The organism is Rouxiella sp. WC2420, from assembly GCF_041200025.1.
GTDB lineage: Bacteria > Pseudomonadota > Gammaproteobacteria > Enterobacterales > Enterobacteriaceae > Rouxiella.
Genome location: NZ_CP165628.1, coordinates 939,046 through 952,568, shown reverse-complemented (window position 1 = coordinate 952,568; position 13,523 = coordinate 939,046). Strand labels below are relative to the sequence as shown.

Genomic DNA, 13,523 nt, shown 5'->3' with positions numbered 1-13,523 from the left:
CATTATTGTTTAGTAAATCGATTTTTTGCCCTAAAAGTCGTCAATTGGTTTGCAAATCAAACGACTCAACTGACTGGTATAGCGCATTGGCGTCGTGACTGTCGCAGTCACCTGTTGACATGCCGGTGACATCTGAACCGGACTTATATCCACCCGCCAGCCAATTTTCTCAATGACCTTGCCTTTGCCTGTAATGGCAAAACTCTCAAGCTGTTCGTGGGCCTCGCTCCATGCCTGCCTAACCTGCCACTGACGAGTAAACCCCTGACTTAATGACTGATAATAATGCAGTAATCCCAGAACCGAGATTGAAAGCAGCAACATAGCGATCAGCGTTTCTGGCAGACTTAATCCCGTCTGATTCTTTTCGACACTTAATCTATTCATAGCACTGGGTTTCGTCTTTAAATGGGCAAAAAATCAAGCCAGCCATTTTGTATGGATTCAAAGCGACTTGCTCCTGCTTCTGCCGTTTTCAAGGTCGCCAATTGATAAAGGTAGACCGGTAAAAACCCGGCCAGATACCGCCCTTCCCCTCTTAATACATATTGCCCTTCCGTTGCCGAGGGCCTAACGCAGCTGCGCAATGTGGTACCTGAAACCAAAGTTGATGAAGCCTGAGTTCCCGCCCTTGATGGTTGCTTAAGTTGCGAAGACTCGACGCACTGCCATTGCTCGGCATGCTGATAACTCCCGCTTTGTGCCAAGCCCCAATTGAGCGAAGAAACTGCAAGCTCCCAGGATTGAAAGTAAGTTTTCTCACTACGGGTCAATGCCAATGCCGCATTCAGATGTTGATTGACTGTATTCAGGCCCAACAGCCCCAATGTCATCATCATCATGATAGTCACGATTAGCGCACTGCCGCGCTGACGAAAATTAGACCCATTAATCTGCTGACTCATTGGATTTTCACCACTGTATTCAGCCAACTACTCACTTTTGGCGTTTTCTTCCAGTTTGCTTTTATTTCCATGGTTAGCAATGCGCTACCGCTGGCTGCGCGGATAAGCGACAACTCAAACTGACTGAATTTCACCTCGCCGGGGTCAAGCATGCGCTCCCAACCAGAGCCATTGCAGTTAGCCACCCCGCGCTGACTTTCGATCATGCCGTCACGTAATCGGTAACCAAAATACTCTGACTCTGCATTCCCAATAGGTTCCCATCGTCCATTACGATTGAGATCGTAGGCTACAATAATGCATGAGTTTTTTACTTCACCACTCGCCTGGCCGATGACCAACGGCTTGCCACTGCAGGTTCCCGCGCAAAATCCTGCTCTTCTAAAATCCTTTTGCAGTGTGCGTGCCGTTTGCCGCAACAGCTGATCTAGCTGGTAATGTTGACTCAGTTGCTGTGTTCGCTGCCTGAGCATCGGCAAAAACTGCATCGCCCCCAAAATCAACATGCTGCCAATCCCCATCGCAAGCATCGTCTCAGGTAGAGTAAAGCCTTTAGCATTCAACATACGGCCATCCCTGCGATCGATTTTCCTTCACTGCACAAACGGATCCTGCCACGGGCCGAGAGTATGACTCTTATCGTACCTGCGGCATTTGTTAATGTGATATGACCGGCCTGAGCCATATTTCGCAAGCCGTAAAACCCCATAGTTTTTTCAGAATAAACACCCACTGTTATATCAGGTGCCGTTGGCTTAAAGAGGCTGTCGCCAGCCGAGGCACAATCCGCAGGTTTAATGCCGCTACCTACGCAACCAGACTTGCCGACGATCGTCCATAGCAAATGACTTAGATTGTATTGGTAGGACTGAGCCTGTAATCCGCTCAGATAAATCCGCAGCATCTGTGCCTGTTGCTCAAGCCGGGCTCGTTGCTGATGTTCTCGCCAGCCTTGCAACGACCCAATGCTTAGCATCGCTATAAGGCCAAGCACCAGCATGATTTCTATCAGGGTCATTCCGCGCTCTTTTGCCGATGTGTGATTTTTCATGTGGCAAGTTTACGGGGAGAAAAGGTGATGAAAAGCAGGGAAAATGGGGTTTCCAGGACATCTCGCAAAAAAACGTTAGAGATTGCAAGAGGTGACAATCAAACAGGAATCTCTATTCCAAACTCTGACATTGGCATCACAAAGTAATTGGAAAATCACATAACAGGAGTAAAAAAGAGGGAGAGGAATATGGGGCCAGGAAGAGAAACTGCCCGGCAGGATAGCCGGGCGTTAAAGAAAGTTTAGATTGCAACAGGCGCTTTAATAGCCGGATGCGGGTCATAACCTTCGATTTCAAAGTCTTCAAAATTATAATCGAACAGCGAGGCAGGCTTGCGTTTGATGATTAATTTCGGTAATGCACGCGGTTCACGGCTCAGTTGCAAATGCGTCTGTTCCATGTGATTGCTGTAAAGGTGGGTATCACCACCGGTCCAGACAAAATCACCGACTTCAAGGTCGCATTGCTGCGCCATCATGTGCACTAACAGCGCGTAGCTGGCGATATTAAACGGCAAGCCGAGGAACACGTCGCATGAACGCTGATAGAGCTGGCAAGACAGTTTTCCATCTGCAACGTAAAACTGGAAGAACGCATGGCAAGGCGCCAAAGCCATTTGATCGAGCTCGCCTACATTCCAGGCAGAAACAATAATACGTCTGGAATTGGGATCATGCTTCAGTTGGTTAACCACATTGGCAAGCTGGTCTATCTGCTTGCCGTCAGGTGCGCCCCAGGCACGCCATTGCTTGCCGTAAACCGGGCCAAGGGAGCCATTTTCATCGGCCCACTCGTCCCAGATAGTGACATTGTTGTCACGCAGATAAGCAATGTTGGTTTCACCCTTCAGGAACCATAGGAGTTCATGAATGATTGAACGCAGGTGACATCGCTTGGTAGTGACCAGCGGAAAACCTTCTTGCAGATTGAAACGCATCTGATGACCGAAAATCGACAAAGTACCTGTTCCTGTACGATCGGCTTTTGGCGTGCCTTCATCAAGCACTCGCTGCATTAATTCCAGATACTGTTTCATATTACCTCAAGACAATTGTTTCTGCGGGCGACGGTAGGCCCAGACGAACATAATGATACCAAAGACGATCATTGGGATGGAGAGAATTTGCCCCATACTGATGATACCGTCGAATAAACCGAGCTGGGCGTCTGGCTGGCGGAAGTGTTCCACAATAATACGGAAGGCACCGTAGAAGATCAGGAACAGGCCAGAAACGCTGCCCATCGGGCGCGGTTTACGGATAAACAAGTTAAGAATGATAAACAGCACCACACCTTCAAGCAACAGTTCATAAATTTGCGAAGGGTGACGTGGCAGAACGCCATATTGGTTTAACAGCGGTTGCCATTTAGGATCTGCAGCCGCGATAGCCACGTCCTCATCGTGAGAACCTGGGAACAGCATCGCCCAAGGCACATCGGTGGTAACTCGGCCCCAAAGTTCGCCATTAATAAAGTTACCTAAACGACCAGCACCCAGACCAAATGGAATTAAAGGCGCAATAAAATCAGAAACCTGGAAGAAAGTGCGTTTGGTGCGGCGTGCAAACCACAGCATCACCAGAATTACGCCAATCAAACCGCCGTGGAATGACATGCCGCCATCCCAGACTTTGAACAGATATAGTGGATTATCAATAAACAACGGCAGGTTGTAGAACAGCACATAGCCTACTCGGCCACCGACAAAGACACCCAGGAAGCCCGCATAAAGCAGGTTTTCGACTTCTTCCTTTTTCCATCCGCTGCCGGGTTTGTTAGCACGACGGACGGCCAGCCACATGGCAAAAACAAAACCAACCAGATACATCAAGCCGTACCAGTGAAGTGAAATCGGCCCTAACGAAAAAATGACCGGATCAAACTTGGGAAACGCCAGATAGCTGTTACTCATCCATCACCACAAATTATAAGTTGTTGTGGGCCAAAAGTTTAACTCGATCATTATCATACCAGCAGTAATTAGCTTCCCGAGAGGGAGTTGCCATGGGTGCAGCTCGGCGGCGAATTAGCATGCCAACATAACTACAGCTTCAATCACGACAGGTAACAATATGAACGACTCAAGGCCAGAGGGTGCAAAGCATAGCATAAGAGAACAGTTGTCTGTTCCAACGGAGCGGGAAAAGATCTGTAAAAAAAAGTCTCCTCACAATGCAATGCATTAACGTGAAAAGACTTTTTAGCTAGCAGAAAGTGCTAGTTAGTGCGTTATTTACCGCCGCGAATAAGTCCGCCGAGGCCACGGCGCTCCATAAATGCTGAAGTCATGTGTCGCACCTCGCTGGTAAACTGCGCCTGTAATGTGCGAGCTACCAGTTCCTGGGCATCGGCAAGATCAATCTGTCGCAGGAGATATTTGACTCTGGCAACGCTGCGGCCGTTCATGCTCAGATTGCGATAACCCATGCCCACCAACAGTAGTGCCCCCATAGGATCGCCAGCCATTTCGCCACACAGGCTAACATCAACACCGGCGGTCGCCCCGTCGCGTGCTATCTGGTTCAGTACCCTCAGCATAGCTGGGTGAAGGCTGTCATAAAGCCCGGCGACGCGGGTATTGTTGCGGTCTACGGCCAGCAAATATTGCGTCAGGTCATTAGTACCGACAGAGATGAAATCCACACGCCCGGCAAGAGATGGCAGCATGAAAATCATCGAAGGAACTTCAATCATCACGCCAATACGCGGTTTTGGCTGCGCGTAACCCAGCGCCTCCTCGACCTCACGTCCGGCGCGATCAATCAGCCTGCGAGCTTCATCGATCTCTTCGAGACTGGTGATCATCGGTAACAAAATACCCAGATTTCCCGTCGCCGCATTAGCACGCAGCATGGCTCTGACCTGAATGAGGAAAATTTCCGGCTGGTCGAGGGTAATGCGGATCCCGCGCCATCCGAGGCAAGGATTCTCCTCACTAATCGGCATGTAAGGGAGCTGCTTGTCGGATCCAATGTCCAGCGTACGCAAAGTTACTGGTTTGGCCGGGAATAGTTGAAGCATCCCCTGATACTGCGCGACCTGCTCCTCTTCAGAAGGAAACCCGCTTTGCAGCATAAAAGGAATTTCCGTGCGATACAGGCCAATACCATCGACACGGCCGCCAAATAATTTCTCATGGTCAGCGCTTAGGCCAGCATTCAGCATCACTTGAACTCGCTCGCCGCTTTGCATTTTGGCCGGTTGTTCGACATCGCTCTCGGCGCGCTCACTCAGTTCCATTTCTTCACTGATTAAGCGGCGGTACTCATTGACCAACACCGGCTCAGGATCGATCAGCAGCTCGCCGCGATAACCATCAACAATCAGCTGCCTTTGGTTGAGGAGCGAAGGCTGAATATCAGCCCCCATAACTGTCGGGACGCCCATGGCGCGTACCAGAATTGCCGCATGAGAGTTGGCTGCACCGTCACGCACCACCACACCTTTAAGGCGTTCCTGAGGAACTTCTGCGAGTAGCGTGGCCGTTAATTCATCTGCGACCAGAATAAAATTCTCTGGCCACTGGGTATCACCCTGAATGCTATCGTCAAGATGGAAAACAAGGCGTTGCCCCAAAGCACGCAAATCGCTGCCTCGTTCACGCAGATAGGTATCTTGCAGGCTGGCAAACTGTGCTGCGAATTTCTCTACAACCTTTTTAACAGCCCATTCAGCCACCGCGCCCTGATCAATTTCATCAAAAAGCTCGCGCTTGAGTCTGGCATCGTTAAGCAGGTGAGAATAGAGATCGAAAATGGCTGCACTTTCTTTCTGTGCGCTGGCGGTAAAGCGTTTGCTAAAACGACGAAATTCGGCACCCGCCTCTTCCAAAGCGCGCGTCAGGCGTTCCCGCTCGCGGATGGGGTCGAGCGTCGAAGCCATATAAACGTGATCGAGCGAAGGCTGATTGCTATCCTGCCAGCCGATGCCGATAGCTACACCGGGTGACGCAGGTAGTGCTTTGACTCGTGTTTGACGAAAACGCCCGTATAAGACGTTGAGTTGAGCCTGCGAAAGAATCGCCGCCATCTGGGTTGCCAGCGTGACCATGAAAGACTCTTCGCTTTCGTCAAACTGACGGTGCTCGCGCTGTTGAATAACCAAAACGCCCAGCAACTGACGGCGGTGAATAATCGGCACGCCCAGAAACGAGCGGAACAGATCTTCTTTAACCTGCGGAATATATTTGAAGCTTGGATGGCTCTGAGCATCTGCCAGATTGATAGGCTCTGCAAGACGGCCTACCAACCCGACAATGCCCTCGTCAAATGCGAGCGCGATAGTTCGCCCGCGAGGCTTTTTCAAACCTCGCGTAGCCATTAGGTAGTAACAACGACGATCGTTATCAGCGAGATAGATCGAACACACTTCTGTATCCATCGCCATGCAGGTTTCATTAACCAGCACATCCAGCGCATCATTCAGGCTGGACGCCATCGCTACCTTTTCAACTATTTCTCGCAACCGCGTGAGCATTTCTTCGTGACTTAGCCTCTTTTACGACGATAAGCAGGAGGTGTTCGGCTAACCGGCACTTCCTGCATTGGCATCACAGTGGTGGAAAATTCCTTCATCACCCGGCGATACACGTCACGTTTGAATGACACTACCTGACGAACCGGATACCAGAAACTCACCCAACGCCACCCATCAAACTCGGGCGTGCTGCTGCGCTGCATATTGATGTCTGCATCATTACACATGAGTTGTAGAAGGAACCATTTTTGCTTTTGGCCGATACAGACCGGCTTTGTGTCCCAACGCACCAAACGTTTTGGCAATTTATAGCGTAACCAGTTGCGAGTCGAAGCCAGAATTCGAACGTCTTTTCTACTCAATCCCACTTCTTCAAACAGTTCACGATACATGGCTTGCTCGGCCGTTTCTCCGGGGTTGATGCCCCCCTGCGGAAACTGCCATGAGTGCTGTCCATATCGACGGGCCCATAACACTTGCCCCTGTTTGTCACAGATTACGATACCAACATTCGGGCGGTAGCCATCATCATCGATCACCGGACTACCTCGATAAGCTTAAAATGCATAGATACACTGATTGTTTCATACTACTACTAGGCGGTAAACCACTGGTTATCACTCAGTTCAAATGGGGAAATCAGGGATAACTTTGTCAAATTATCGAAGTTATAAACAGCCTCTCGCGTTTTACGCCAATTTTATTCACTTTTTCTGTGGATAGGTGTGTGAAGAACATAAGAGTAAGAGGGGTAAAACTAATTCCAACCTGCGTGGCACCTCGCAAAAATATAAAATAAAATTCATATAAAACATATAAATAATAAGATATCCACCGCTTTAATACAGGTGTTATCCTCAGGCGAAACCAGCAGAGATCCTAAAGTGGCGAAAGATCGCACAATGTTGATTTTATCCACAGATAAATCCCCAATACAGGTTATATATGGGACAAAACCTCATAAAAACCCCCTAGTCAAGCCTGTAAATGGAAACAGTGCTATCAAATATTGTGGGTTATCCCACAAATCTGTGGATAACTAGGTGGAAGATCCTGTTCATTATGCCCTTCAACGGGTGGTCAACTCTAAAAATTAGCTTAATCATTGGGAATGAAGGATAAAAAAACCTGCGACAAATCATGCTATTATTCGGGTTAATCACAGCGTCGAGATTTAATTTTCTGTCGACGCGAACGATTGTTTGTTTTTTGACCAATGAAAATGAGACTTTTTTATGTCGATCCCTCTGCCCGCTCTTAAGCCACCTCAAGATGAACATGCCCTGTTTCACCGTGCTCAGTCTTTGGCAGGTTATAGCTTAGGGGAGCTTGCTGAGCGGGCTAATATGGCGATCCCTCCTGACCTGAAAAGGGAAAAAGGTTGGGTCGGCATGTTGCTTGAAGTTTATCTAGGCGCTAGTGCAGGCAGCAAGCCAGAGCAAGATTTTCCGGAGATAGGCATTGAACTCAAAACTATTCCGATAGATGCCTCAGGCAACCCTTTAGAGACAACCTTTGTCTGCGTGGCGCCGTTAACTGGCAATAGCGGTGTGACCTGGGAAAGCAGTCACGTCAGACACAAGCTGGCACGAGTACTGTGGATACCTGTGGAAGGCGAGCGACAAATCCCGTTGGCGGTGCGCAGAATCGGCAGCCCGCTGCTTTGGAGTCCATCAGTAGAAGAGGACGAGCAGCTACGGCAGGATTGGGAAGAATTAATGGATCTTATCGTTTTGGGAAAAGTTGAGAGTATTACAGCTCGTCACGGCGAGTTCCTGCAACTACGCCCTAAAGCAGCCAATAATAAGGCCAGAACCGAGGCTATCGGGGAAATGGGCCAGCCAATCATGACCTTGCCGCGTGGCTTTTATTTAAAGAAGCGTTTTACTCGCGAATTGCTGGCTCGTCATTTTTGGTTATAAACCTTTTTATTACCAAATAACACGCCACAGCTAAGCTCGGCGCTGCATTATGCTCTTTTTTTGCTAATCTTAAATGAGTGGTCTGTGATGACCCATTCCAGGGGATACATAATGAAAAATGCAGTGAAGATCGTCAGTACGATAGCTTTGGCATTTATCCTCGCAGGTTGCTCGAGCGACTATGTGATGGCAACTAAAGATGGCGATATGATTTTAACCAACGGCAAGCCAGAGCTTGATAAAAGTACCGGCTTACTGAGCTATGAAGACCAACAAGGCAATCATCGCCAAATCAATAACGATCAAGTTACCGAAATTATGGAACGCTGATTTGGCGAGTGTCTTACCCATTGAATTCAGCAGCTTTAACATCCGTTAAATTTAAGCACCGGCGTGAAGTTATGCCGGCACTTGTGTTTACAATGGATGTGTTCTGCGAATGGCGGGCACGGTAGCGACAGCAAGTTCAAGGCTGGCTATCACCGCCACAAGGCTTATAAAACACACTTTTCCAGCTTCTACCAATACCCAGCCTCCAAATACCGGAAAACCGAAGATTCCAACAAAATAAGAAACAACAAACCAGGTCAGTGCTGCATGCCTATTTTCTAAATCAGATTCATTGATAGCCCAGGTTTGGATGACTGGATAAACCAGTCCGTATCCCAAACCGGTCAACACGGCAGACATTATCTGGAATGAAGGATGAATATTGAGCCCCAGCATGCACAGAACGCCGAGTATTAAACACAGCATTAATGAACTAACCATTTTTAAACGCGGTAATACAGAAAGATAGCGAGCAAATAAGAGTCTGGAAATAACCACTGTTACGGCGTGGACGGCAAAGAAAGTGCTTGCCCGTGAATCTGTACCATCAACCAGTGAACTTTGAAAAGTCATTATCGCAGAAAATACGCAACCGCCTAAGCCCACCATAATGATGGGCCTGATTGCGCTACTTAAGCCAATTTGGGGCAATTTTTTGACCCATGATCTGGTAGCTGACTCATGGATACTCCGCCTTTCTTTAACACCAAACACGATCAATAAAAAAGATGCCAGCACACCGGCAAGCCCAACATAATTAAATGCAGAATGCAGACTCACTTCTGACTGTTCAACGATTGCGGTAAGTAATATCGGGCCGCCACAAATGCCTGCCATTTGGAAGGCACTAAAACGAGTAAACCAACTGCCTCGATTTAAATCATTGATACGTTCTGATAATGCCATTGGCCCGCTGATATAAAACATTCCCCATCCCAGGCCAATAAGCAACGCGGCAAAATTGATTATGTGTCCGCAATTATCACTCGACGAGCCAAGCATCAGAAACCCTGCCGCTAAGGTCAAAGCGGCTATTGCAGCAAGCCACGCGGCTTCAACCAATCCGGCAAACCACCCGACTAAAGGTACCCCGATCAATGTGCCTATCAATGCAAAACTCATCGCTATGCCGGTGTCTATGTCACTCCCTCCCTGCATACTAAAGTAGCTTGATATCAGAAAGGTAGCGCCATAACCCGCGGCCATAAATAAGGTTCCAAATAATAAAAACAGCGCTGAGGTCGTTCGCATTTTAAACTCCATTTAAATAATTATTTAGTGATGAAGGGCGTGGGCACCATATTGCGAAGTTTTTTTAGAACCTCATTAATTCTCAGGCAAACGTATTTTACTTCTTTTTCGTTATTAAACCTTCCGAACCCCAAACGCACACTTGACCGTGAGTTGGCATCGCTTAGGCCAATCGCCTTAAGAACATGGGAAGGTTGTCTCCCAGCCGAATTACATGCTGATCCCGCTGATAAAGCTATTTCAGGGATCTCTAATAATAAAGAGTCGGCATCAATACCCAAAAAAGAAATATTTAATAGACCAGGCAGGCATTCCTGGTGATGACCATTGATGCAAAACCCATCGTGATCAACATTAATATTTTCAAGAAAAATACTTTTTAATCCTTTTAGTCTAATCGACTCTTGTTGAAGAGTTTCCATTGCGATTCTTACTGCATGCCCAAAACCGACAATTCCAGGAACATTCAAAGTCCCAGAACGCAAGCCATTTTCTTGCCCTCCGCCTAAGATCAAAGGTTCCAATATTATTTTTTTTAATGAATTATTTATATACAGCGCTCCAGAACCCTTGGGGCTGTAAATCTTGTGCGCGCAAAACGAAGCCATATCAATATTCATTGCCTGAACGTCAAAGTATATTTTACCTACCGCTTGCGTGGCATCCGTGTGAAATACGACATTTTTATCGAGACAAATTTTCCCTATTTCTTCAATTTTTTGAATGGAACCTATTTCATTGTTAGCAGCCATTATCGACACAAGGTAGGTATCATCTCTTACTGCATCGTAGACTGCCGAAGGTGATACTACCCCATCCCTTTGCGGAGCTAAGTAAGTGACTTCAATACCTTGGCTTTCAAGTCTCGCACAACTTTCCAGCACCGATTTATGTTCAATTGTCGAGGTAATAATATGACGGCCAGAAGCTTTTTTTTGCATACCACAAATTGCCAGATTTACTGATTCAGTAGCCCCTGAGGTGAACACAATTTGATGTGAATGATGAGCATTTATCGCTTTAGAAATCTCGGCCCGTGCCTGTTCGACAGCACTGGAAGCATCCCATCCCAAGGAATGGCTTTCACTTGAAGGATTTCCATAATTAATTGTTAAATAAGGAATTATGGCATCAAGCACTTGCGGATCTATCCTGGTAGTTGCAATATTGTCTAAATATATAGGTCCCTTGCAGCTGCTCAATTTTTTTTCCTTTATAAAATTTCTTATTTTAAGAACTGATGAATTTTGGAGGAAAGATGATCTCTCCTCGACTAATCTCACCGGCTTCGCTGACAAGATTTAACCTAATTGCAGTATTGAGACCTAGCAAATGACTTAACTGTATGCCGCGTGCAAATATCAAGCTTTTTGACCAGGGGCTTTCTTCAAAGAACACGTCTAAAAATGCATGAGCATCCTTCTTTCCTCCTGCAGCTCTATCAAAATATTCTTTTGTTATAGCTCCGCAAGTCAATTTCAGGCTTTGTGCCTGAGCCACAATTGATTCATCTTTCACCATTTCATTACTATAGACTTTAGTTACAAGCCTTTGATAAATATCTTGCGAAATATCTTTAGTAGAAATTATATGCATTAAATGCTGCCTGGCAGAATCCTCATGAATGGCGATTATTTTATCCAGCGGTATTTGGTACTTTTCTGAAACAGGTTCGTATACCTTTCTTATGGTTGGATGTAAATTATTTATTCGAGGATGCCGTTTTTGAGAATTAGTCAGTCCTTCAGTCAAAAACTGAAGGCGAAAAATACCTATATGATCGAAAGCTACTGATATTTTTGGAAGATACCCCTGATCTTCTCTAATCTTATGAGCAAATTTGAGGGCAGCCTCAAAAGCTGCCACTTGGCATTCAATATCAATGTTATTATTATCATTTATACTGACTCTTGAATTGCCAGCAAGAATACTAATCTTTTTGACAGGCTTGGACATGAATGAGCACCTCCCTCTTCCTTGAGGATAAATGGCTTAAGCTTTATAATAACTTTTAGTAAAAACAACTATCGCACTGGTTAGCCAGAGCGATGAGAATAGTAATTTATTAAGCAAAAAAACAGCGCGAACTTGATATTTCACCACTATTTTACAAAATAGAGATCCACTTCAAATTACTACTGCAAAACAAACTCTCATGATTTTAATAATTAAAACAAATATTAATATGTATTTAATAAATCAATTTATTTTAAATAAAATATAACTTACTAATGAATAAACTCTGATAAAATTCGCTTAAAAACGAAAAGTATTTACTCCTGCCCACACATACCTCAAGGTAGCAAAACTGGCGCTTTACTCCTTTGCTCTTCCCCCTCCGGCATCCCTTGTATATAGTCAATAATGCGTGGCTGCTTAGATACGCGCTTGTTTGGCTATAAGAGGGCGATGCCTGCTCATGCAGCACGGTTCAACGACCACACATTCAAGCGCCAGCCAGACATTCTCAGACACTAAGGAAGACAGGCAATGCAATATCACCGTATACCCCACAGTTCTTTAGAAGTGAGCGTACTGGGATTAGGCACCATGACCTATGGTGAACAAAACAGTGAAGCAGAAGCTCACCAGCAACTCGATTACGCCGTTGCGGCAGGGATCAACCTGATTGATACTGCAGAAATGTATCCTGTCCCTCCGCGTCCGGAAACTCAGGGTTTGACTGAAAGCTACATCGGCAGTTGGATTAAGGCGCGCGGCAATCGTGAAAAAATTATCCTTGCCAGTAAAGTAGCAGGACCTTCACGAGGCAATGATGCGTCGATTCGCCCAGGGCAGGTGCTGGATCGCAAAAACATTCGTGCGGCGCTGGATGCCAGCCTGAAACGTCTTAATACCGACTACCTTGACCTGTACCAGTTACACTGGCCCCAGCGCCCGACCAATTTCTTCGGCAAGCTTGGCTACACCTACAGCGAAGACAACTCGGCGGTAACCCTGCTGGAAACTCTCGAGGCACTGAACGAGCAGGTGCGTGCCGGTAAAATCCGCTATATCGGTGTGTCAAACGAGACGCCCTGGGGTGTGATGCGTTATCTGCAGCTGGCAGAAAAACATGATTTACCACGCATTGTCTCCATCCAAAACCCTTACAGCTTGCTGAACCGCAGCTTTGAGATTGGTTTGGCGGAAATTAGCCAGCACGAAGGGGTCGAACTGTTGGCTTACTCAAGCCTGGCATTTGGTACGCTGAGCGGCAAATATCTGAATGGCGCAAAACCGGCAGGCGCGCGTAATACGCTGTTTAGCCGCTTTACCCGTTATTCTTCAGCCCAGTCGGAAGCAGCGATTGCCGAATACGTCGGATTGGCGAAAAAGCTGAATCTGGATCCTTCGCAAATGGCGCTGGCATTTGTTCGCCAACAGCCATTTGTTGCCAGCACTCTGCTGGGTGCAACCACGCTGGAACAGCTGAAGATTAACATCGACAGCCAGGACTTGACGCTGGACGAAGAAGTGATTAATTCACTGGAAGCCATCCACAAGCGCTTTACCATTCCTGCGCCATAAGCGATTACAGAATTGCAAAAGGGCGCACGCAGCGCCCTTTATTTTTTCTACGGAGT

General features: G+C 46.8%; 14 protein-coding genes. 3 read left to right on the top strand and 11 right to left on the bottom strand.

The features are described 5' to 3' along the window. Positions 1-30 precede the first annotated feature (30 nt). The 8 genes from AB3G37_RS04490 to rppH form a co-directional block, all read right to left on the bottom strand. Complete coding sequence (locus tag AB3G37_RS04490) at positions 31-387, bottom strand: prepilin-type N-terminal cleavage/methylation domain-containing protein (RefSeq protein ID WP_369789840.1); 357 nt, start codon at positions 385-387, stop codon at positions 31-33. A 17-nt stretch (positions 388-404) separates the two neighbouring features. Further along, entirely contained in the window at positions 405-905 is a 501-nt protein-coding gene (locus AB3G37_RS04485; protein WP_369789839.1) for a DUF2509 family protein, read from the bottom strand. Further along, entirely contained in the window at positions 902-1,471 is a 570-nt protein-coding gene (locus tag AB3G37_RS04480; protein WP_009637065.1) for a prepilin peptidase-dependent protein, read from the bottom strand. The genes AB3G37_RS04485 and AB3G37_RS04480 overlap by 4 nt, the downstream gene beginning before the upstream one ends. Further along, positions 1,465-1,923 (bottom strand): prepilin-type cleavage/methylation domain-containing protein, encoded by a 459-nt coding sequence (locus AB3G37_RS04475; RefSeq protein ID WP_369789838.1) that lies wholly within the window; start codon positions 1,921-1,923, stop codon positions 1,465-1,467. Before AB3G37_RS04475 ends, AB3G37_RS04480 begins: the two co-directional genes overlap by 7 nt. A gap of 275 nt (positions 1,924-2,198) precedes the next feature. After that, complete coding sequence (gene thyA, locus AB3G37_RS04470; protein WP_009637067.1) at positions 2,199-2,993, bottom strand: thymidylate synthase; 795 nt, start codon at positions 2,991-2,993, stop codon at positions 2,199-2,201. Between the two features lie 6 nt (positions 2,994-2,999). After that, complete coding sequence (gene lgt / locus AB3G37_RS04465) at positions 3,000-3,869, bottom strand: prolipoprotein diacylglyceryl transferase (RefSeq protein WP_009637068.1); 870 nt, start codon at positions 3,867-3,869, stop codon at positions 3,000-3,002. Positions 3,870-4,186: 317 nt separating this feature from the next. Then, positions 4,187-6,433, bottom strand: a complete 2,247-nt coding sequence (gene ptsP / locus AB3G37_RS04460) for a phosphoenolpyruvate--protein phosphotransferase (RefSeq protein WP_369789837.1) — start codon at positions 6,431-6,433, stop codon at positions 4,187-4,189. 11 nt (positions 6,434-6,444) lie between these two features. Further along, a complete protein-coding gene (gene rppH / locus AB3G37_RS04455) occupies positions 6,445-6,972 on the bottom strand; it encodes an RNA pyrophosphohydrolase (protein ID WP_009637070.1) in 528 nt (175 codons plus the stop codon). A gap of 696 nt (positions 6,973-7,668) precedes the next feature. Here rppH and mutH point away from each other — a divergent pair. Next, positions 7,669-8,355, top strand: coding sequence for a DNA mismatch repair endonuclease MutH (gene mutH, locus AB3G37_RS04450; protein ID WP_009637071.1), 687 nt, complete (start codon positions 7,669-7,671; stop codon positions 8,353-8,355). A gap of 111 nt (positions 8,356-8,466) precedes the next feature. Continuing rightward, entirely contained in the window at positions 8,467-8,685 is a 219-nt protein-coding gene (locus AB3G37_RS04445) for a YgdI/YgdR family lipoprotein (protein ID WP_009637072.1), read from the top strand. A gap of 87 nt (positions 8,686-8,772) precedes the next feature. Here AB3G37_RS04445 and AB3G37_RS04440 read toward each other — a convergent pair whose 3' ends face one another. The 3 genes from AB3G37_RS04440 to AB3G37_RS04430 are packed head-to-tail and all read right to left on the bottom strand — an operon-like array spanning position 8,773 to position 11,892. Next, on the bottom strand, positions 8,773-9,936 hold the full coding sequence (locus AB3G37_RS04440) for an MFS transporter (RefSeq protein ID WP_369789836.1): 1,164 nt from the start codon (positions 9,934-9,936) through the stop codon (positions 8,773-8,775). A 20-nt stretch (positions 9,937-9,956) separates the two neighbouring features. Continuing rightward, positions 9,957-11,138 (bottom strand): cysteine desulfurase family protein, encoded by a 1,182-nt coding sequence (locus AB3G37_RS04435; protein ID WP_369789835.1) that lies wholly within the window; start codon positions 11,136-11,138, stop codon positions 9,957-9,959. A gap of 28 nt (positions 11,139-11,166) precedes the next feature. After that, the gene (locus AB3G37_RS04430) at positions 11,167-11,892 is read right to left on the bottom strand and encodes a hypothetical protein (RefSeq protein ID WP_369789834.1); all 726 of its coding nucleotides are present in this window, start codon (positions 11,890-11,892) and stop codon (positions 11,167-11,169) included. A gap of 534 nt (positions 11,893-12,426) precedes the next feature. Here AB3G37_RS04430 and AB3G37_RS04425 point away from each other — a divergent pair. Further along, entirely contained in the window at positions 12,427-13,467 is a 1,041-nt protein-coding gene (locus AB3G37_RS04425; protein WP_009637076.1) for an NADP(H)-dependent aldo-keto reductase, read from the top strand. Positions 13,468-13,523 lie beyond the last annotated feature (56 nt).